This window comes from Bacterioplanoides sp., assembly GCF_965219715.1.
Taxonomy (GTDB): domain Bacteria; phylum Pseudomonadota; class Gammaproteobacteria; order Pseudomonadales; family Oceanobacteraceae; genus Bacterioplanoides.
This window is the reverse complement of the sequence record NZ_OZ244785.1, coordinates 2,052,062-2,075,099: the sequence shown is the minus strand read 5'-3', so window position 1 is coordinate 2,075,099 and position 23,038 is coordinate 2,052,062. Positions and strand designations below refer to the sequence as shown.

At 50.3% G+C, this 23,038-nt stretch carries 4 protein-coding genes; all 4 read left to right on the top strand.

Translation table 11 applies throughout. From position 1 onward, the window contains the following. The first annotated feature begins 140 nt into the window (after window positions 1-140). The 4 genes from ACOQOZ_RS09850 (at window position 141) to ACOQOZ_RS09835 (ending at window position 23,011) form a co-directional block, all read left to right on the top strand. On the top strand, window positions 141-7,769 hold the full coding sequence (locus ACOQOZ_RS09850) for an SDR family NAD(P)-dependent oxidoreductase (RefSeq protein WP_420592096.1): 7,629 nt from the start codon (window positions 141-143) through the stop codon (window positions 7,767-7,769). A gap of 63 nt (window positions 7,770-7,832) precedes the next feature. Next, entirely contained in the window at window positions 7,833-12,524 is a 4,692-nt protein-coding gene (locus ACOQOZ_RS09845; RefSeq protein WP_420592095.1) for a type I polyketide synthase, read from the top strand. A 40-nt stretch (window positions 12,525-12,564) separates the two neighbouring features. Then, entirely contained in the window at window positions 12,565-22,098 is a 9,534-nt protein-coding gene (locus ACOQOZ_RS09840; RefSeq protein ID WP_420592094.1) for an amino acid adenylation domain-containing protein, read from the top strand. 226 nt (window positions 22,099-22,324) lie between these two features. Further along, window positions 22,325-23,011, top strand: coding sequence for an iron-containing redox enzyme family protein (locus ACOQOZ_RS09835; protein ID WP_420592093.1), 687 nt, complete (start codon window positions 22,325-22,327; stop codon window positions 23,009-23,011). Window positions 23,012-23,038: the final 27 nt, after the last annotated feature.

Sequence of the window (23,038 nt, the reverse complement as noted above, 5' to 3'; positions counted from 1 at the left end):
GGACTTGGGGTGGTCGAATCGCTAGGGATTTGAAGGCGTCGACGTGTCGCCTTACTTGGCAGTATATCTCGGTTGCTCAGGTTATAAACAAGAATTATCCGCGCCTGGGCTGGCGTGACTTCGACTTACCTGGTGGGAAAATGAGCGGTATAAGAAATCTGGTTGATGCGATAACAAGTAGAGGATTGAATACACCGGATAAGCCTCTTTATACATTTCTGAAATCTGGTGATGTCGATGGTGAGGCCGTCACAATCAGCTATGGTGAAATGCTGCAAGCTTCTTCAGATATTGCTTGTCATCTCCGCCATCTCGGTTTTAAGGATGATGACAGAGTCATGATGTTGTACCCGCCTGGGCTGGAGTTCATCAAGGCTTTTCTGGGATGTTTGCTGGTTGGTGTTATTCCGGTGCCTGTTTATCCGCCTAGCATGGGGAAGATTTTCAAAAGCGAAGATCGACTGAGGAAAATATCTGTTGATGCGGGCATTGCCGGCGTGATGACCTGCGGCGAATGGTTGAAAATGCAGAGTGAACTCAGTGATCTGTCGTCGCCGGTGGCGGATTTGCCGTGGATTGCATCCGACCGAATTGAACGGCAAGTTACTGGTAAGAAAGAAGGTAGTTGGGAAGCTGTTGAATTTGATGGCAGTAAGGTGGCCTATCTACAGTACACTTCCGGTTCTACAGGGGCGCCAAAAGGTGTTGTGGTTACCCATGGCAGCTTGGCGCATACTCTGGCGGACCTGAGTGTAGATTGGCTGCACGATAGTGATAGTTGCATGATTTCCTGGCTGCCCTGTTTTCACGATCTCGGCTTAATCTATGGTGTCTTACATCCTCTGTTTGTCGGTTATCAGGCGGTTTTGATGGCGCCGGCGGCTTTTGTGCAAAAGCCTAGGCGCTGGCTTCAGGCGGTCAGCCGGTTTAGGGGGACGCATACTGCCGCTCCGAATTTCGCCTACGAGCTGTGCCTAAATAAAGTCACTGATGCGGAGCGCGATGCCCTAGATCTTCGCAGTTTAAAGATCATGATGAACGCCGCTGAGCCGATTCGTGTTGCTACCCTCAAGCGATTCAACGAACGCTTTGTCAGTTGTGGTCTTGGAGAGAATGTGCTGTCCCCCTCCTATGGCATGGCTGAGGCGAGCCTGAAAGCCTCGACTCCCCGTGCTGATGAGGCGATTACCCTGCTGTATGTGGCAGCCGGACCTTGGGGGGAAGGCAGGGTTGAGGAGGTCGACGAAAGTAATCCCCGTGCCAAGGCTATCGTGGGATGCGGGAGGTGTGCGCTGGGCATGGAGGCCAGGATTGTCGATCCTGATAGCTGTACTGAGTTGCCAGACGGTCGCGTCGGTGAGATCTGGTTGGCGGGTAAAAGTATTGCGGCAGGGTATTGGCAGAACGAAGAAAAAACCAAGGAAATATTTGGTGCCCATATCCACGGCACTGGAGAGGGACCTTATCTTAGAACTGGTGATCTGGGGTTTATAAAAGATAAACAGATCTTTTTCGCCACCCGTGAGAAGGATCTTATTATTGTTCGCGGGAGAAACCACTATCCACAAGATATCGAGCTGTGTGTCGAGCGAAGCAGTGAGCTGATAGTTTCCGGTGGTAGTGCTGCCTTTGAGCTTGATGCTGATTTGCAGACAGTATGTGTTGTCGCCGAAGTGAATGCCGTAAAAGATCCTGCCAATAGCGAATCGAAAGACGATGTTTATCGGCTCTTGTGTGAGAAAATTCGACGCGATGTGTTGAGTGAACACGGTATCGATCTCAGTAATATTGTACTGATCCGCTCCAAAACTATTGCGAAAACCTCCAGTGGAAAGATCCAGCGAAAGGCAGCCAAGGCGGAATACTTAGGTAACAGACTTAGAGTTTGCTATGAGTGGCAAAGCTGTGAGGGCATCGCTACGAAGAATTCGCTCCTAGGGCTATCTATCAAGGATCAGGGGGCTCGGAAGCCGTTTGCCCAGCAGTTGAGTGTCGCGACAAGCATCACTGCCGTCGAGATTCAGGCACTGATCAAGGCTGAAATCCAGGCCGTTCACCGCGACGGCGAGAAACTTTTCATTGATCCAGATTTGCCGTTTTCCGACTACGGACTCGATTCAAAATTATCGGTGGGAGTTAGTGGTGACCTCTCTGAGAAGCTTGGGATCGACCTTGCTCCCACAGTGCTGTATGACTATCCCTGTTTGAGTCAGCTTGCAGACTATTTGGTGGAGCGGCTAGATGGGCCAGCCGCTCCTAGAGATAGTGCAGTCAATATCGGTGAAGCCGGGAGCGATGTGGATCCTGTTGCCAATAGTCAGATGGGTGACAATGCTGAAGGGCGGGTCGCGATTATTGGTATTGGTTGCCGCTATCCGGGGGGGGTCTTAGGGCTTGATGATTTCTGGTCGCTATTAGAAGGTTGCGGCGATGGGGTCGGTGATATTCCGCTATCGCGTTGGGATAACCAAAAGTACTACGATCCAAAGCCCTCGACACCTGGCAAGACCTATGCGGGCTGCGGCGGCTTTATCGAGGATGTCGACCGTTTTGATGCAGCTTTTTTTGGTATTTCTCCTGTTGAGGCGGCCTCTATGGATCCCCAGCAAAGGCTTGTCATGGAAGTCGCATGGGAGGCGCTGGAAAATGCTGGTATTGATCCGGACACCTTGAAAAACACAGATACTGGTGTGTTTATCGGAGTTAGTCACAGTGATTACGAACACCGCACTCTGGCCAGCGGCGATAGCCGCCTTGTCGATGCCTACAGTGCCTCGGGTATTGCTCGCAGTGTCTTCGCTGGTCGCCTGTCGTATTTTATGGATCTGAAAGGGCCGTCGTTGACGATAGATACGGCCTGCTCCTCCTCCCTCGTTGCCATTATTACCGCAGCAGAAAACATTCGCGATGGGAAATGCAGTGTTGCGATTGCCGGTGGAGTCAATCTGATACTGTCGCCGAGTTTACAGATTTATTTCAGCCAGATTGGCGCGTTGGCCAGCGATGGGCGGTGTAAAACCTTTGCGGATAATGCCGATGGTTATGTTCGTAGTGAAGGCTGTGGTGTGCTGATTCTGAAAAAGCTTTCGGAGGCTGAGCGCGATGGTGATCGTGTTCTGGCTGTCATCGAAGGGGGAGCAGTTAACCAGGATGGCAAAACTCATGGCTTGACAGCGCCGAGCAGGGACTCCCAGGCTGAGCTTATCGGCACGGCGCTGGCCAATAGCGGTTTGAAGCCAGACGATATTCAATATGTCGAGGCGCACGGTACAGGAACACCCTTGGGGGATAGCGTGGAGCTGTCCGCCTTGGATGATGTATTCACCGGCGGCCGACCGGATAATTCGCCGTTGTATGTTGGTTCGGTGAAGACAAATATCGGCCACTGTGAAGCGGCTGCAGGTGTTGCTGGGGTAATCAAAACCGTGTTGATGCTGCGCAATAGGAAGATCGTCCAGAGCATTAACCGGCAGCGTGATACCAAAACCTTTGCGTGGGGTGACTCAAGTCTGGCTTTGAACCGCGAGCTGGTGGACTGGCCGCTCGTGGAAGATAGATCCTATGCTGGTGTCAGTGCATTTGGGTTTAGTGGTACGAATGCACATCTTATTCTCAGCGATTACCGGGAGGCTTTGCCAGCTGCAAGTGTTTGGTCTGGGCGCGGCGAGCTTTTATTGCCGCTGTCTGCGGCATCGAAGCAGGCGCTGGCTGGTCAAGTTGAGGCCTACATCGACTATCTGGACAACGCTCTGGAGGTCGAGGCTTCAATTGCAGATACCTGTGTTTCCGGGTTCTACAATCGCAAACAGCACAGGCACCGCCTAGCTGTGGTGGGAGAAAGTCAGGCCGATATTATGGCGGCGTTAGCCGATTTTAAAGAGGAAGGCGCTTCACCTAATGTGCTGTGTGGTGAAGCTCTTCAGGCTGACAACCCAGTTGTATTTGTGTTTCCGGGGCAGGGGCATCAGTGGATTGGAATGGCCCGGGATCTGATCAAACGTAACCAGGTGTTTCGCGAAACAATCAACCGGTGTCATGAGGCGCTGAAAGCGCATGTATCTTGGTCGCTGCTGGCTGAACTGGATGCAGGGCAAGAGCAAGCCCTTTTAAAGCGAGTCGATGTCGTCCAGCCTGTGATTTTTTCCGTACAGGTTGCTCTAGCCCGCGTCTGGGAGTCCTGGGGGATCAAGGCTGATGCAGTCGTGGGACACAGTCTGGGGGAGATTGCTGCAGCGCATATCGCGGGGGCGTTATCTCTGGAAGATGCGGTGAAAATTGTTTGCATCAGGAGTCGCCTGATCTCGACTCTCGACGGTGCTATGGCTTTGATTGGCCTGGATCAGGAGGGAGTCAAAGAAATATGTCGGGCGGGGAGTGGGTTGGAGATTTCTGCCTATAACGGAACGGAAGCCATCGTTGTCTCTGGTACCAATGACTCGATCAGCCGCTTAGTTGCGGAGTGCGAGCGGGAAGATATTTTCTGCAAACGGGTCGATGTTGATTTTGCGTCTCATTCTCGATATGTCGAGCCCGTAATTGCAGCGCTGGTTCAGGAATTGCACGATATTCGCCCGGGGCAGGCTGCTGTTCCTATTATTTCTTCTGTGTGCTCGGATATCGTCGACGGGCAGGAGATGGGGGCGCAATACTGGGGAGATAATCTTCGCCGTCCAGTGCGTTTTGCACAGAGCATCGACAAGGCCCTCGAAGCCGGTTACAGCGCATTTGTTGAAGTAAGCGGGCATCCGACGTTATTAGATGGTATTGACAGCGTCGCCGCTTCGCAGGGGAAATCGGTTAAGTTGTTTAACAGCCTTAAGCGTGACGAAGATGGCAATATCACTATGTTGCGTTCTCTTGCGAATCTGCATTGCTGCGGCTTTCAAGTTCGCCTAGATAAGCTGGTAGCGGGCAGCGCTATCGATTACAGGCTGCCTTTATATTGCTGGGACAGGAGCCACTTTTGGCTGGAAGCGGCTCCTGACAGCTCTAAGGCGATGGGCTCTGATTCGCGGGGTCATGGCGTGCTTGGTTGCTATACAGAGGTTCTGTCAAGCCATCCTTGTCACGCCTGGGCAATTGATGTGGAGTCGGGTCTGCTCGATATCTTCAACGATCATCAGGTGGGTTGCATGGCTTTGCTGCCCGCTACCGCTTATGTCGATACTGTACTGGCCGCGTTCCGAGATGCCGGATTGGGGAACTCCCCGTCACTGAGCTTGATCAACTTCTCGCAGCTGATAACCCTGAAAAATCTTCCGGTCACGCCGCTCCAGTTAGTGATTGAGAATGTGGGAGGGATGGAGTATCGCTTTGCGTTTAAAAGCAAATGTGCAGATTCCGGGGAAGTCACACTTTACTGTCACGGCCTTATTAATAATGAAGGCGGTGCGGCCGGCAAGCTCCCGAGTTTCCCTGAAAGCATGGTATTAACAGATTTTTGTAAAGAAGATATTTACGCCTATTTCGACCGAATGAATCTGAATTACGGTCGTCGCTTCCAGGGGCTGGAAAAAATTTCTTTCAGCGACAATGGCATACTTGGGGAAGTAGTCAATAGAGATCCCTCAGGCTTCAGGGGGCAGGGCTTTATTGTGAACCCCGTCGTATTCGATATGGCGCTGCACGCGATGGTCGCGGAGGACCTGGTTTCGGGAACCGACCCTGTATGCCGTATCCCAATCAGTTTTGATCGCGTCAATGTGTACGGGGCGCTGGGTGAACGCTGCTTCGTTCACGTGACCAAAGGGTGCAAGAAAACCGGGTCGGATGCCAGAGTAATGGTAAGGGATGTCGCCATTTATGACGAACAGCAGGAGTTGCTGGTTGAGGTCTCAGGGGTAAGCCTGTTGGAAACAGAGTTGGACCTGTTTGGCGCTCAGAATGGTGCCAGTCTGCTGGACATTAGTTGGGAGGATGCTGTTGCTGGTGATCAGCCGAAGCACGCTGCTGCGGCTGGGGATCTTCTGGTTGTTCATGATGCGGATGAAGAACACCCACTTGTCGGAGCAGTTTCTGCTTTTCGGACTGGTGCAAAGCAGGTTCGCATGAAAGCTATTATCGACGGCAGTGATGATGCCCTGACATCGTCAATCGAGCATATTGTGGTTGTTGTTGGCGATACCGAAGAGACTATAGCACCCGCTAATGTCGCTAGAGATAGTGTTGTAAAGTTGATGCGACTATTTCCGCTGCTCACTGGGCTCGCAAGCAATCGCAATCTTACGCTGAGCTTTGTCTTTAATGCTGCTTTTACCGAAACGGGAAGCGACGGTGGCTCGATTAACATGGCATCCCGCTCCACTTGGGGCTTTGTCGCTGCAGCGGCTTCTGAATACCCGCAGTTGAATATAAAACTGATCAACACCCACGGAGCTGAACGTCGAGACTGGGAGCTTGTATCAAAGAATATAGGGCAGTGTCACAGGGAGCAGTTTGTATGGATCGAGGCTGGGAAAAAACGTGTTGCTGCACTGTTGGCCCGCCCAGTACCTACCCGTATCAATGCCTTTGAGTGGCGAGAAGGGAAATCTCAGGCGTGGTTTGAGAATCACACCCACCTGATTTCGGGGGGCACCGGGGGGCTGGGTTTAAGTCTTGCTCGACACCTGCTACGCAGCGGCGCAAAAAATATCGCACTGCTGAGTCGCTCCTCTGAAGCGGGGAGTGCGCTCTCAGATTCTCTGCGAGAAATCCATGATCAGGCCAATATCAAAATTTATACCTGCGATGTTTCCGACGCCGAAGCTCTGGAACGTGTAGCCGTAGAGGTATCTAAGCAGTTGGCGCCGATAGGCGGTATCTACCATCTAGCGGGCGGGATTGTGGATTCGTCCGTTGAGACTATGAGTCAGGGTGATATCGAAGCAGTGTTTAATGGCAAGGTATTTGGCGCCTGGAATCTACATCGACTCGCCCTGAAGGTAAACCCGCAACGATTTGTGCTTTTTTCCTCGGCGGCGGTACTGATGAACTCCGGTAACCAGGCAAATTATGTCGCGGCGAACAGCTTTCTGGATGCGCTATCAGCGTATCGACAGGCTCATGGGCAACCTGCTACCTCAATCAACTTTGGTTTGTTTACTGAGGTTGGGATTTTGAGTAAGCAGGAGGGCTTAAAGTTTGTACTGGATCTACAGGGTATCAGAGGGCTGGTGGTCAACGATGCATTAAAAGTCATGGATTGCTTTATCGAGGACGGTGTTGTCAGTGGGGGGTATGTCAATATCGATTTTGACAAATACCTCGCTATGAATCAGGAAAAAACCGCCAGCCATTACTGGACGAGGTTGGGATCTTCCAAAGGTATGCAAGTAGCTTTCGAGTCTCGCTATAACGCTTCTCTGGCGCTGGAAAATATCTCTAAGTTAAAGCCCAGAAAGCGGGAAAAAATGCTGTCAGATTTCGTCAAAGCACAAGTGTCGAAGTTGACAGGAATGAAACCGTCAACCGTTGATAACAGCCAGCCCTTTAGTGATATGGGGATGGATTCTATAACCAGCTTGAAATTACAAAAATCCCTGGAAGAGGCTATTGGTATCAAGGTTTCTTCAACCTTGATCTGGAAGTACGCCTATCTCGATGAGCTGGTCAGGGCAATCAGTGATCAGTGTGCCAGCGACAGTAATGATCGCTCCGTTATGGTTGATTGTGACAATGTCGATGTGGCAAATCGCTATGGAGATCATAGCGAGTCAGATAAGGACGATGGCGGCGGTGTTGAAGATGACCTGGTCGGCCAGCTGCTCGCCGAAGTGCAAAAACACTAATCTGCCCATTATGAGCAGCTGCGCGAATTACCCAATAACCTATGAAAGCAACTTGGATTTTAGATGAGCGACTCGAAAAATAAAGAAGCTCTGGCAATGGCTTTAGAAACGTTACAGAAATCCCGTAAGAGGATTGCAACACTTGAAAGCCGAATACAAGAGCCTGTGGCCATTATTGGTATGGCCTGCAGGTTTCCTGGGGATGCTAACTCGCCGGATGAATATTGGCACAACCTATATCACGGTGTTAATTCGATCCAGGAAATTCCCGATCAGCGCTGGCAGGGGGACGCTTCTAAAGCGCATCCGGGATCGCGGTGGGCGGGATTGATCCGGCACCCGGATAAATTTGATGCGGAGTTTTTTAACATCTCTCCTCGAGAGGCGGAGTCTCTCGATCCTCAGCAGCGCCTGTTACTAGAGGTGGCCTGGGAATCATTGGAAAATGCCGGTATCGCTGCAGATAGTCTTGCGGGTTCCGACACTGGGGTCTATGTTGGCTCTTCCTATCTCGATTATCAAAATGCGGTATTGCAATCCGATAACCGGACGGAAGCCTACGCAGCTACTGGTAACTCCCTGTGTTTTAACGCCGGTCGAATCTCCTATTTTCTCGGTCTTCGTGGGCCGTCAATGACTCTGGATACAGCATGCTCCTCCGCGTTAGTGGCCCTTCATAATGCCTCCAACAGTTTGCGTCTGGGAGAGTCATCACTCGCGATAGCGGGTGGTGTCAATCTGATTTTGTCACCCAATACGATGCAGCTTATCTCGCAGACGGAAGCGCTCTCTGCCGATGGTACCTGCAGAACATTCGACGCTGACGCAAACGGTTTCGTGCGCGGAGAGGGTTGCGGGTTGTTCGTGCTTAAAAGGTTGTCGGATGCGGAGCGAGACAATGACAGGATACACGCCGTCATACGTGGCAGTGCTGTGAATCACGATGGCAAATCCAATGGCTTAACCGCTCCAAGTTCTGAGGCTCAGCAGGAGCTGATGCGCAAGGCCCTCACTCAGGCACAAGTGGACGCGCATCAGGTGACATTCATCGAGACTCATGGCACAGGTACCTCCTTAGGAGATCCGATTGAAGTTGAAGCCATTAGTGCTGTCTACGGCGAGAGGCGATCCACTGAGCGGCCCTGTTATCTCGGTGCACTTAAAACCAATTTGGGGCATCTGGAATCTGCTGCTGGAGCCGCCAGTGTGATGAAACTGGTTATGTCGATGAAGAACCGCCAGGTGCCTGGAAACCTGAATTTTAACCGACTCAATCCAAAAATTGACCTCGATCCGTCGCTTTTTATTATCCCGCAGTCCTGCAGAGAATGGCCAGAGGAAAATAACAGCCGGTTTGGCGCGACCAGTGGCTTTAGTATGAGTGGTACCAACTGCCACCTGATCCTTGAAGCCTATGAAGGCAGAGATCGTAGTACTGAAAACGCCCGCCAGGAGATGTTTCAACACCCGCTCGTTTTTCCTGTATCGTCCAACAGCCGTCAGGGCTTAAAACGCCAGGCAGAATCTCTGTTGGCTCACCTGCGAGATAATCATTACGATAAAGCGGCACTGAAAAGTGCGGCGTACGCGGCGAGTGTAGGGCGTGCCAAACTGGCGTACGCTGTGAGTTTTATTGAGGATTCCGTTGCTAGTATTGAAGACGTGCTGGAGGATTATATTCGCCGTACCGAGCGCTTTAAGGACAATATCAGCACCCGACCGATCCACAATATTGTTGATGATGGTCTAGTGTTTGTTTTCTCCGGTCACGGATCGCACTGGATTGATATGGCCGGAGATCTACTCGAAGACTTTCCAGTATTTAACGCCGCCTTTGAACGTTGCGATAAGGAAATTGCCAGGGTTGCCGGTTGGTCGGTTAAGGAAAAAATCACCTCTGGCGATGAAGGGGTCTTCAATTCAGTGGAATTTGTGCAGCCGATGATCTTTGCGGTGCAGGTTTCACTGTTTGAAGCACTGGCTGCTCATGGAGTGAATCCCGCCGCGGTTGTTGGTCACAGTATGGGGGAGGTGGCCGCGGCCTATGCTGCTGGCAGTTTGAGTCTGTCTGATGCGGCCCTAGTCATTGTATCAAGAAGCCGGCTGATGGCTAGGGTTGATGGCGAAGGTGCGATGTTAGTCGCTGCGCTGGCCGTGGAGGATGCTCTCCCCTATCTGGAACAATCCGCCGGTGATATCGGCATAGCTGTCGTCAATGCCGATCGCTCCCTAGTGTTTTCGGGAAGCCCCAAGAGTATTGCAGCACTCTCCGGGTTGTTAACGGCATCGGGTGTCTACAATCAAGCAGTTAAGAGCGGTGTTGCCTTTCACAGCTCACAGATGGACCCACTGCTGGATGATCTAGGTAGGGAAACCCTGGAAGTTGTCGCAAGAGAGGCGCAGATACCCATTTATTCCACAGTTACCTCCGGTCTCGTCGAAGGCTGTCAGCTTAATAGCGCCTATTGGGTGAGGAATTTGCGCGAGCGGGTGCGGCTCAACGAAGCGATCGCATGTTGTATTGAGGATGGCTACTCAAACTTTTTGGAGTTGAGTCCTCACGGTGTTTTACAAGCCAGTATTGCAGAGCTGCTTTCTGGAAGTGGGTTAGAGGGTAATTGTGAGTTTTCCTTGCGCCGAGGAAAGCGTGGTCTTACAGAATTTTCGGCCTTGCTCGCGCGCCTCAGCATGGCAGGTTACCCGGTCGACTGGCACCATTATTACGCCGGGGGGGATCGGGATTTTTCCCTGCCAGTTTACAGCTGGGATCATAAATCTTTCTGGCTGAGGCCGCAGCGGGACAATCTTCGTTTGGATGAGTCGGTCAACATCCTGGATGGTAATGCTGATGATTTTCCCGGTCTCTTTAGTAATCGCTGGGAATGTGTCGGCGATACAGTCGATTGCTTTTCAGACCGGGTGCCTGGCGAGGGTGAACGGCTTCTTGTTATTGCTGAGAGCGAAGCGCTGCGTAGTTCCCTCGAAGATTGGCTGGGTGACACTGAAACAGTGATTGCAGTTGTGGCCGCCACTTCGCTTGTTTCTGAAAAGGCTGTTGTTCAGTGCTTGGATGGCTCTTTTGATCAGGGAGCGATTTTAGGTCGGATCGTTATGGTAACGGAAGAGAGCAATCGGGTGTTGGCACCTTTGGATTCAGTGCCTGAAAAAACCGCGTTGCCTGAATTTTATAAGTTGATTTTCGCCGCTATTCAGTCGCTGGTTTGGCGAAATGTTCCTGCGCTGCAGTGGGTGAATGTCGCAACTGTAACGGGGAAAGAATCTGGACAAAGTTTTGAGAGTGAGGCGTTTGCTGCTGTCGCTTCGCAGGCATGGGCACAATTCGGCTTGCAGGGCAGATTAAACAGTGATGTCAAAAGTGGCAGGTTTCTTTTGCAGTCTCCATCTTTGGAGGAAGCTAGACCTCAACTCATCGACGCTATTTGCAAGTCCCCTGTCGATAGTGACGTGCTTGTGAAAGATGGCAGGGTCTACCGAGAGGTGCTGGTGGGCCAGGTGTCGGACGGCGGCAGTGTTGCGAAGCGTTTTAAACACTGTGTGATCGTCAATGCAGACAGCCGCAGGGGGATAAGCTGTTTGAATTATCTGCTTGAGGCGGGGGTGGAGAAAATTACGCTAGTCAATGCTGCGTCAGAACCCTCTGCGGAGCTTGCCCGTTTCATCGATGGAAAAACTGTAGAACTATCCCATTTCGTATTGAATAGCGAAGTTCACAGAGATGTTGATTTGCTGCAAGCCTCGGGTCTAGAGGGCATTGACCTCCTTATCGTTGCAGACGATATCCGCGGGGAAACGGGGGGGGGAGTCAGCTCGGTCGATAGTGTGTCAGAGTCCAGGATATGCCTGGAGCAGTTAGCAGTCTTTGCCTGGAAACGGGCTGTGAATCGCTTTGTCATTACTGGCGCCGCAACGACCTCAATGCGTGGTAGAAACTGCGAAGCCAATATGATTAGAGACGTTGCTGGACAAGCTGTTATCGAAAGACTGCGCGGGGCTGGAGTCACGGCCAGCCAGATATATTTTGGGCCAGTGGGAGCAGAAGACGAATTGCCCGACGCTGACAAAGAACTGTTTCGGGGATACGGCATACTGTCTGATCAACAGGCGAAGGCGGCATTTTATGCAGCCCTTTTGTCCAATGAATCGCAGTTGTCTATCGCTGATTTCGATGCCCGGCGTTGGATGGATATCTATCCTAGTGACCGATCGTCGCCATTTTTTGCTCCGCTGCTCCAGTCTCAGGCAAATCGTCAGAGTGAGGACCCGGACGAACACAGCTTCGTTATTGCATTGCGCAATACCGCAGAGGATAAACGCCTTGAAAAACTGCAGAGCTTGATCCGCAAAGAAGCTGCAAAAGTTTTCAAGATTGAAGAATCCAAAATTGGCAAGTTTACACCGTTGCTGAACTTGGGGCTTGACTCTCTGATGGGAGTTGAAATCAAAAATAATCTTGAGCAAAAGCTCGGTCTGATTCTGTCCCCTTCACTGGTTTTTAGCTATCCGCACCTTGTTGGTTTGTCAAAGTTCTTACTAGAAGAGCTGGGAGACAAGATCAACGAACAGTCTTTTGATCCAAAATACAACGCCACTGCAGATATTTCGCAAAACCGGGCTAATGACAAGTCTGAAAGTGAAGAGAATGCTTCACCGCTGGCACGAGTACAGCATTCGGAGCTCAGTGCGGAGCAGCGGCTTAAATCGAAACTGGAGTCGCTTAATCGCAGACTCGCCTAGTTATTTGAAAATTATTACAGTATTTCAAGGATTACGCTAAATGGCTGACAATTCGGGTAAAGCCGGCATCGATTTAAATGAAAACGCTTCGACGGTAGAAGTTGCTTCGGAAAATGCCACGGTTGAATTAATGGCACTCGCAGAAAATCTGGAGCGAAGGCTGGATCAAGAGGAGCAAAAAAAGAGCGAAGCTATTGCGATAGTAGGTTTTGATTGCCGTTTCCCAGGCGGGGCGAATGATCCAGATAAATACTGGCAATTGCTGCTGGATGGACGCGATGCGGTAGCCGATTTGTCAGACTCACGGTGGAAGGTCGGCGATGCGGAGTCGGTGGAAGAATTTTTGGGGAGTCATCCCGGTACCCGTTGGGCGGGGCTGATCGATGGTATAGAAGACTTCGATCCTGCATTTTTTGATATCACACCCAGAGAAGCAGTTAGCCTAGATCCCCAGCAGCGCTTGGTACTTGCTGTGGCCTGGCATGCTCTCGAGCACGCCGGCATTATTCCTGGCTCGCTGGTGGATTCCAATACTGGTGTCTTCATGGGGATTACCTCCATGGACCATCAGCAACGCATCACCTCGGGTGACTTGCGCTATACCGACGCTTATACCGTTAGTGGCAACACTCATTGCTTTGCTGCCGGCAGATTGTCCTACATGCTGGGCTTGCAAGGCCCTTCTATGGCTGTGGATACCGCTTGCTCAGCATCCCTGGTCACCGTTGACCTAGCGTGCAAGAGCTTGCGTTCTGGTGAGACTGACCTGGCGCTCGCGGGGGGCGTCAACGCCATCTTGTCACCGTTGAGTATGTCGCTTATGGCGAAAACCCAGGCGCTTTCCCCCGACGGTCGCTGCAAGACTTTCGATGCAAAAGCCAATGGTTATGTGCGTGGCGAAGGCTGTGGCGTCGTAGTGCTTAAGCGTCTTTCAGATGCCGTGAAAGATGGGGATAAAATCTGGGGGCTGGTTAGAGGGAGTGATGTCAATCAGGATGGTCGTTCAGCCGCGTTAACTGCCCCGAATACTGCGGCACAGATTAAAGTTATCAGAAACTCTTTGAAAAAAGCCAATATTAAGGCCGAGCAGGTGAGCTATGTCGAGGCTCACGGCACAGGAACCCCGCTGGGGGACCCGATAGAGATTGAGGCGATAAAACAGGTATATGGACGGGGGGGGCAAGATAACCCGTGTTATGTCGGCTCTGTTAAAACTAATATCGGTCATCTTGAAGCGGCAGCCGGTGTTGCGGGGCTGATTAAAATCCTGCTGTCTTTAAACAGCAACACCCTGCCAAAGAGCCTGCATTTAGATACGGTGAATCCTCGTATTTCTATCGACGACTCCCGCCTGCGGTTTGTTAGGTCTCAGATCCCCTGGGATGGTGATGGGGAAAAATATGCCGCTATCAGCTCGTTTGGAATCAGTGGCACGAATAGCCACGTTATTTTGTCCTCTTATAATGGCGATTTCGACCAGCTTTCTCAGTACCAGAGTGCCAGTGAACATCGAGATGCCGCGCTGGGATTGATTGTGTCTGCAAAAAGCCAGACTTCTCTGCAGCAGTACGCGGCTACTATACGAGATTCGCTGGAGCAGCTTCCGGATAGTGATGTGGGTGAATTTTGCGCCGCTTTCAATATGTACCGGACAAAGTTCGCGTTATCGAAAGTTTTTGTTGCAGATTCCAGAGCTGAATTGATAACGCGGTTGTCGCACTTTGTCGATAGCGATGAGAACAATGCTTCGCAACTGATCGAGCGAGATGAAGGGGCGGGAGAGCTAGCGTTTTTGTTCACCGGCCAGGGATCACAATATGTGGGTATGGCGAAGGGTATCTATCACCGCTACCCTGTTTTTCGCGATGCGATCGCTGAATGCCAGGCAGCCTTGTCTGGGGCCTTTGAGATCGATTTGCTCGACTTGATTTATAACGACGCGAATATCGATCGCATCAATGAAACCGGCAATACTCAGCCAGTGTTGTTTGCGGTGGAATATGCCTTGGCAAAGTTGTGGATGGACCTGGGACTACGGCCCTCCTATTTGATGGGACACAGTGTAGGCGAATACGTAGCCGCCTGTCTCTCCGGTGTTTTTTCAGTGGCGGATGCTATTTGTCTTATAGCAAAGCGGGCAGAGCTTATGCAGAGCCTGCCACTGAATGGGGCTATGGCGACGGTTTGGACCGACAGCGATCTGCTTGACCGGGTCAAAGTCTATCCCGATTTGAATGTGGCGGCCTATAACTCTGCCGAGACCCAGGTTGTCTCGGGGTTACAATCCAGTGTCGACCGTTTTTGTCGGGACCTAGAGGCGCAGGGTTACCGGACAAAGCCTTTGCAGGTGTCTCACGCATTCCACTCTTCTCTCATGGAGCCTATTCTGGATGAATTCCGTCAATATCTTGAGAAGGTCTCATTTGGCAAGCCCTCGATACCTGTCGTGTCAAACCTTACCGGTGAGCTAATTGAAGACGAGCTGATTTGCACTGCAGAATATTGGGTTCAGCATTTGATAAATCCAGTTCGTTTTGCTGATGGTATTGAGGTCCTCAGGCAAATCGGTGATGTGGACTGCATCGAGATTGGACCGCGTTCTGTATTGACCAGCCTGGCAATGGCGCCGCTAGGTGTTAACCGTTGTGTGGCAACAATCGACAGCAAATTTGATAGCGATCTGCAGAGCCTGGTCAATGCGGCGGCGATATTGTCACTGAGAGGATACGAGATTGACTGGTCGCGGCTTTCTAGGGTCTCAGTAGATCGACGCAGGGTGGACCTACCCAATTACCCCTTTGACAATAAAAAATTCTTGGTCGATATACTCAAGCCGGTAGCCGAGGAGAGATCAGCGCATAAGCTGCTTGGCATACACCGCCCGGTGGTGGGGAATGAAGGTATTCATACTTGGCGTGGCCTCTTACCGAAAAGTGAAATGCGTTATCTCGCTGATCATAAAATTGAAAACACGGTGGTTTATCCCGGGCCCGCCTATACCGAAATGGCTGTGGAAGCAGCCAGTCAGTTATTTGGCAGCAAGTGCCTGGCGTTTAAACAGGTTGTTTTTCAACAGGCGCTGATAATCCCGGAGGGAAGTACTGTCGAACTGCAGGCGAAAGTTGTCACGAGCGCGACCGGTGATCATTATTTTGATGTACACAGTCGGACGAGTGCTGCGGCTGATTTTACCGACAGCGACGCGTGGAGTCAGAATGTTACTGGGATCGTGAATCCAATAGCAGATGTCGATATATCCAGTGCCAGTATTGACATCGAGCGGGAAAAGGCCTCTTTCGAGAGACTTATGTCGGGGGATCAGTTTTATGAAATATGGTCTGAGCGCGGCAATCAATGGGGGCCAAACCATCAGGGGATAGAGTGTATCTGGCACTCTGATAGGGAAGCGCTGGCGGAAGTACTGGTGCCTAATAGCTTGCTCAATAGTGTGGATGACTTCTTTGTCCATCCTTCGGTGTTGGATGCCTGCGTCCAGGTGTTGGCCGTGATGGTTCCGGAGGAGTGCGGTGGTGCCTTTGTCGGACGGTCTGCGGATGTGTTTAAAACTTATCGGCCGATGAATAGCCCCCGCTATTGGACCAAAGTTTATCTGCGAGAGGCTAATATCGAGAATCGTCTGATCAAGGGGGATGTATTTATCTATGACGAAAATGGCCTCGTGATTGGCGAGATGCTCGGTTTATCCTTCGAGTTTATCGACCAAACGGCGGTGTCAGAAAAAGCACCGGTTGTTTCTCATTATGTTGTTAACTGGCTGCCTGTAGACAATTCACCTGTAGAGGAGCTGTCTTCGGGTAATCGTGTCTCGTCCGCCAATATGTTGCTGGTCGCTGATCATCAAAACTCCCTGGCTTGCGCAGAGGCATCGATCGGGGAAAGCGCTGCTTCCTATCAGGCACTAACACTGGAGCAGTTGCAGTCCCAGGCTGACACCTTGTCGGGGGAGTATTTTGATCAAATACTTTATGTACTGCCCCCCCGGGTAGAAGCTGAAGTGTCAACAAATCCCCTGGAGCTGCCAGACCTGAACGCCAGTGTTCTCGCTGTCCAGTCTTTGAGCGATTTGGCTGTTTCCCTTGAGTGGTCTGATCGGGGAACCAAGCTCTGGCTGGTTATTCCAGAGGACTTTTCCGTTGTTGATAAACGTGATTCTGTGTCGGGTATCGCACCACTTTTATCTTGCCAGTCACACACTTTCCTCGGCCTGGTGAGAACATTGTCTGCTGAGTGTCCCGAATTGTGGGGAGGCGCAGGCTGGATAAGAAACTCAGTGAAAGCCTGGCGTCAATTTTACCGAGAGTTGGAAAATAGGAGCGCTGAGACGCAGTTACTCATTGATGACGAGCAGGTTTTTGTACCGCGTTTAAGTCCGCTGCGAGTAAAGGATCACCCGGCCGCACCTGGCTTTTCGGTTGACCGCAGTTATCTGGTTACCGGTGGTATGGGCGGGCTGGGACTCGAGGTCGCAAAGTCTCTTGCCGCTGCCGGAGCGCGCAGAATTATCCTTATGGGGCGCAGCCCGTTACCCGAGCGGAGCGAGTGGCGGGAATTTAGCGGCGACAAGGTTGTCGCTGACAAAATCGCCGGGATTATGGCCATAGAATCCCTTGGTGCCCAAGTGTTTACTGCCAATGTTGATGTTTGTGACAGCGAAGCGTTGGAGCGCTGGTTGGAGCGCTATCGTAGAGAGGGTTGGCCGGATATATCCGGTGTTATCCATGCTGCTGGCAATGCGGATACGCAGGCTTTTTCTGAATTGTCGGAGGAACGTTTCAAACAGGTTTTTGGTGCCAAAGCTTTGGGTGCTGTGAATCTGCATAACGCTTTTCTTGAAAAGAAGCTGGATTTCTTTGTGATGTTTTCATCGGTTTCTTCTGTGCTGAGTTCTCCCGGGTTAGCCAGCTATGCCACTGCCAATGCTCTGCTGGATGGCCTGGCGCATTACCGGCGTTCGCAGGGCTTAACTGCGACCAGTATCGGTTGGGGTCCTTGGAGTGAAATCGGAATGATGAAAGATGCAGATTCCGATGCGGCGAGAAACTCTGTCAAGCTGATGGGGGGTATAGAGACCGAGGCTGGAGTCGGTGCATTTATGCAGTTGCTGACAAGTCCTGAAGCGCATGTCCTTGCCTTGGCGACGGATTGGGGCTTATGGGCAAAACAGTACCCCCAAGGATTGGCGCAGCCGCTGCTGAGTGCTATTGCTGAAAAACAGAAGGCCAGAAGTCAATCGGTTGCTTTCGACTGGAGAGCCTATGGCGAGCTGAGCAATGCCGAGCAAACTACTTATCTGCAGGACTGGTTGGTCGAGGTGATCAAATCGGTATTAATGATAAGCGATGAAAGTTTTGATACTGGCATTGCTATTACCTCAATGGGGGTGGACTCGCTGATTGCGTTGGAATTGAAGACTAATCTAGAACAGGATCTATCGCTCTCCATTCCTATGGTGGAGCTGGTTAAAGGCCCTAGTGTTGCCGAACTCGCCCGAGTATTAGTGAAACTTGTCGATGACCGCGACGGTGGAGCTGCCCATGTTTCGCCTGTTGCTGAAGAGGATGACAGAACTGCATTTCCACTATCTTATGGTCAGCGGTCGCTTTGGTTCCTGCAGCAGTTTAACCCTGAAAGTTATGCTTACAATGTGGGTTACGGCGTCCGAGTTATCAGTGATATTGACAAGGATATACTTTCTGAGGCTTTCCGTGAGTTAGTTAGCAGGCATACATCGCTGGCGATTGCTATTCCCAGATTAGGTGAAGATGTCGATGCCTCGGATGAGCTATTGCAATTGCGCCGGACTGACAGTTTTGAGGTGCTGAGTTTCGTTGACGCAGAGGGTGTCGGCGCTGCCCAGTTGGAAAAAATGGTGGAAGATCAGTACCAAAAAACCTTTGACCTCTCTACCGATCCTCTCATTAGGTCACATTTATATCATTGCGGGCCCGCGGACTATGTGCTTGTGATAACAGTTCACCACATTGTTTGTGATGGCTTCTCTCTCTGGATTTTACTGGATGAGCTGTGGGCTATCTACGAATCTTTGTTGAGAGGAGAAAGACCAGCGTTATCTGAGTTGGTCTTTTCCTATCGCGATTTCTCCCGCTGGCAGAGCCGCTACTTGGAGTCAGCCAGAGGAGGGAGCAGCAGGGAATATTGGCGGGATGTTATTGCCAGTGCCGATAATTACCTGAATTTACCGACCGATTTTCCCCGGCCGGCCAAGCAGACTGCAAATGGTTCCTCTGTTGAGTTGGAGTTGAATGAGAAATTGACTGGGCAGCTTCGAGCCTATTGTCGAGCGCAGAATGTGACATTATTTCACGCCCTGTTGGCTGGCTTTGCTGCGATGATGAATCGCTATTCCGGCCAATCTGAGTTCTTTGTCGGTGTTCCTTCTGCTGGGCGTTCTGAGCAGGAGTTTATGGATATTATTGGCCATTTTATGAATACACTGCCAATAGACTTTCACTTTTCCGATGAGTTGTCTTATTCGGACTTAGTTGCCCACACTAAATCGCGGATGTTGGGAGCTATGGAACACGAAAACTATCCATTTTCATTGATGGTTGAAGAGACGAATAGCCAGCGCGATGCTTCTTACTCTCCGGTATATCAGGTCATGTTTTCCCTGCAGAAGGCTCACCGAGATGGTGGCGTTATGGAGTTGTTAACCGATCTGGAAGGGAACCGAAGTATTGTAAAAAACGGCCTCACCATGAAAGCCTTTAATGTAACGCAGCAAGAAGGCCAGTTTGATCTGACGCTTGAGATGGCAGAAACCGAGGAAAGTGTCAGAGGAGTTTTCAAATATAATACGGACCTGTTTTCCAGGCAGACTATTGAGGTAATGGTTGGGGTCTTTACCAAATTGCTCAATCAGATGCTTGAGTCAGCACACCTGAGTATCTCTTCGTTGCCTTTGGCCGAGGGAGAGGATCAACAGGATGTGGTATCCGTTATTTCCGGCAGGGAAGTCCCCTTCGCTGTTGAAAACACCTTTTTGACAGCCCTAGAACGTTGGGTTTCAGAATGTCCGAATCGGCAGGCCGTGTCGGACATCAATGGGCACTTGTCATTTGCCGAGCTTGACCGGGCTTCCTCTAATCTAGCAGCTGCCATGCATTCAAACGGCGTTGAGTCCGGTGCTAGAGTAGCCATTTGCCTGAACCGTTCAAATACCTTTGTTATATCGATTATCGCCTGTTGGAAACTGGGTTGTGCCTATGTGCCTATAGACCCCACTTATCCCCATGAGCGCATTCAGTATATTACGGACGACTCGGGCGCTGGAGCTATGATTTTTGATGATTCGACAGCAGCGGTCTCCGATTACTGCTCTGTGAATATCAGTGTAAATGTCGACAAGGTTCCATTAGATGAGGATGTCACGATTGGCTTTGAGTATAAGATCAGTGGTGATGATCTTGCTTATCTGATCTATACCTCAGGCTCGACGGGGTTGCCAAAAGGCGTGATGGTAGAGCATTCGTCGCTAATGAATCTATATCTCGGTCTAACCACCGATATTTATCAAGAGCTAGCGGATGAATTTCTGACTGTGGCTTTGAACGCGTCTTTCTCGTTTGACGCATCAGTTAAACAACTGGTGATGTTGGCCGGGGGGCACAGTGTTGCCATTCTTCCTGACGATGTGAAAACAAGCCCCCGGAAAACCTGTCGCTGGATCCAACAGAACGACATCGATGTATTTGACTGCACACCGAGTCAGTTGCTACTGATGGATGAAAATGGTTTTTTTGCGGACCTCGAAGGCACGCCTCTACTGCTGATCGGTGGCGAACAGATGCCCGAAAGTTTATGGCACAGAATTAATTCGCTTGGTGTCCATGCGGTTAATGTTTATGGCCCCACTGAATGTACGGTCGATGCTGTGGTTTGTAAGGTTGATGCAATGGGTTCTCGACGCAGTATTGGTCGTCCACTTCCTAATACGGTGGCGCTAATCGTGGGGAGTGATGGCAAGCCGGTACCTAGGGGGATGGTCGGTGAGCTTTGTATTGCTGGAGCTGGGGTTGCAAAGGGCTACTTTGAAAAAAGGGAGCTGACTCAGCAAAAGTTTGTTGCTGCTGAACCGGAGTATCAACTCGCGTTTAAACGCATGTATAAAACCGGCGACTACTGTCGCGTAGGGCACGGTGGTCAAATTGAATTTTTCGGAAGGCGTGATGAGCAAGTAAAATTGCGGGGTTATCGAATTGAACTGGGTGAAATATCCAGTGCGATATCCAGGCACTGTGCGGTCTCAAAATCCGTCGTGACTGTTGCGGATAATGGTTTTGATGACCATTCGCTGGTTGCATATTTCGTCCCTGATGAAGGAGCATCTATTGTTGGTAGCGAACTAGCTGATTGGCTGAAGTCCTCCCTTCCCTCCTTCATGGTTCCAAGCCACTTTGTGGAACTCACTGCAATACCTTTAACTCCTAATGGGAAAGTGGACAAAAAGAATCTACCAGCTGTTGACTTCGCCGCAAAGAAATACGGGTGCATAGCACCGGAAACTGATACTGAGGTTCGTTTACACAATCTCTGGTCCGACCTGTTGGGTAATGATGAATTCGGGGTAACGGACAGTTTCTTTGAGATTGGTGGCCACTCCCTGAAAGCAATTCGTTTATTAACCCGTATCACGGATGTGATGAAGGTTGAGGTCAGCCTAGCGCAGTTTTTCAATTTCGATACCGTAAGAGGCCTGGCCTCCGTAATTGATGGCAGTGCTGGTGAAAATTCTGTGTTAGTACCCCTAAATGATTGCGATAAGCAGAAAATACTTTACTGCATTCATCCTATCGGTGGGGGCGTTCACTGTTATAAAGAGCTGGCCAGCAGTCTTAACGAAGAGTTTTCAGTCTACGGAATTCAGTCCGCCAACTTCATTGAAGAGCGTTGCACGAACACAATTGATGAACTGGCCGATTATTACGTTCAGGAGATTATACGCCACCAAACCGATTCCCTGAATATGGATAAATATACTGAAATAAATCTGATGGGCTGGTCTATGGGAGGGGTTGTTGCGCTGGAAATTTCCCGCAAGCTGGAAGAATGCGGCCAGAACATCGGTGGCCTTTACATCATCGACAGCAGGGCTCCTATCCGTTTGACTCGCGGAGATGGAAGCAGTTACAGGCAGCGGGTCGGCCAGTTTATGGATGATATTTATAGGATGCTTGACCTGCCTGTTTTGCCCCTTGGCAATATTTCAGCGCAGGATGAATCCCTTCTTGAGGCCGTGGTGCAGCGGGCGATCGATGACAAGGTTTTCCCGAGTGATATCAATGTTAATTTGGTCTCGGGTCAGTTCGATGCTTTTAATGCACATATGGATGCTGTCGAAAGTCATGTTGCTGATAAAGCGATTGAAACCTCAATTTCATTTGTCTGTCCAGACAGAGAAGGTATTTGTAGCAGTATAGGGTGGAGAGACCTGACAAATGGTAACTTCAAAAAATCAACTATTGGTGAACATCACTACGATATTCTGACGGAAGCGCATGTTTCGAAACTGAAAGACGTTGTACTTTCATAAGGTTGTCGTCGGATGTTTGTCTGAGACTGGGGGTTGAACGATAGGATAGCAATAAAATACTTGTGCACATGAGAATATTTGTACATAAAAAATATTCGTGCATAAAAAATATTCGTACATAAAAAATATTCGTATATTGAAAAATATTAGTGTCTTAGGAGTTTCTATTTCCTAGGGTTATTAGTGTCTTGAACTTTATTTTAATTTTGGATGGAATGGATTAATTATGTCTGACAATAAATTTTTAGAAGAGCTGAATCAGGTTGTTGCTGAAGGCTGGGCTGGAATTAAAGAAGGTATCTTTTGGAAGACTGTGACTGAAGAAGGTTGGACCAAGGAGCTATGGAGGACGGTAATGGTAGAGGTCTATCACTACGTGAAGCACAATTCAAAGCACCAGGCGATGGCTGTTCAAAGTATTGATCACACCGATACAAAATTTGTCGGTTGGGCCATTCGTCACGCCGGCGAAGAGTTGGGTCATGAGAATATGATTGTTCGTGACCTGGCCAGTATTGGTCTGGATGACTTTTCTCAGTTTGAGAAGCCGCCTCTCGGTGGAGCTGCGGCTTTAAATGGTTACCTTTATAACGTTGCGAAAACTTATGGAGCTGTTGCTCGTCTCGGTTATAGCTATTGGGCTGAGAATTCCTACGAGCATCTTTGGGGTCTTATCGAGCAAGCACAGGAACAGTTAAATTTTGAAGAAAAGAACCTGACCTTCTATATCGAACACGCAAAAATCGATGAAAAACATGCGGCGGAAGTTAAACGCGTAGTGCTGGAAAAGGCTGTCACTGATGAGGATCGACGCCAGATTCTCGAAGTTGCCCGTGTAACCTTGTTGCTCTCTGGAGAGGTTGTCAACGATGCTATGCGTGACTATCTAGCGCGCACAAAGGTAGCGGCATAAATTTTCTTAAAATTGGCTTAAGTGCTC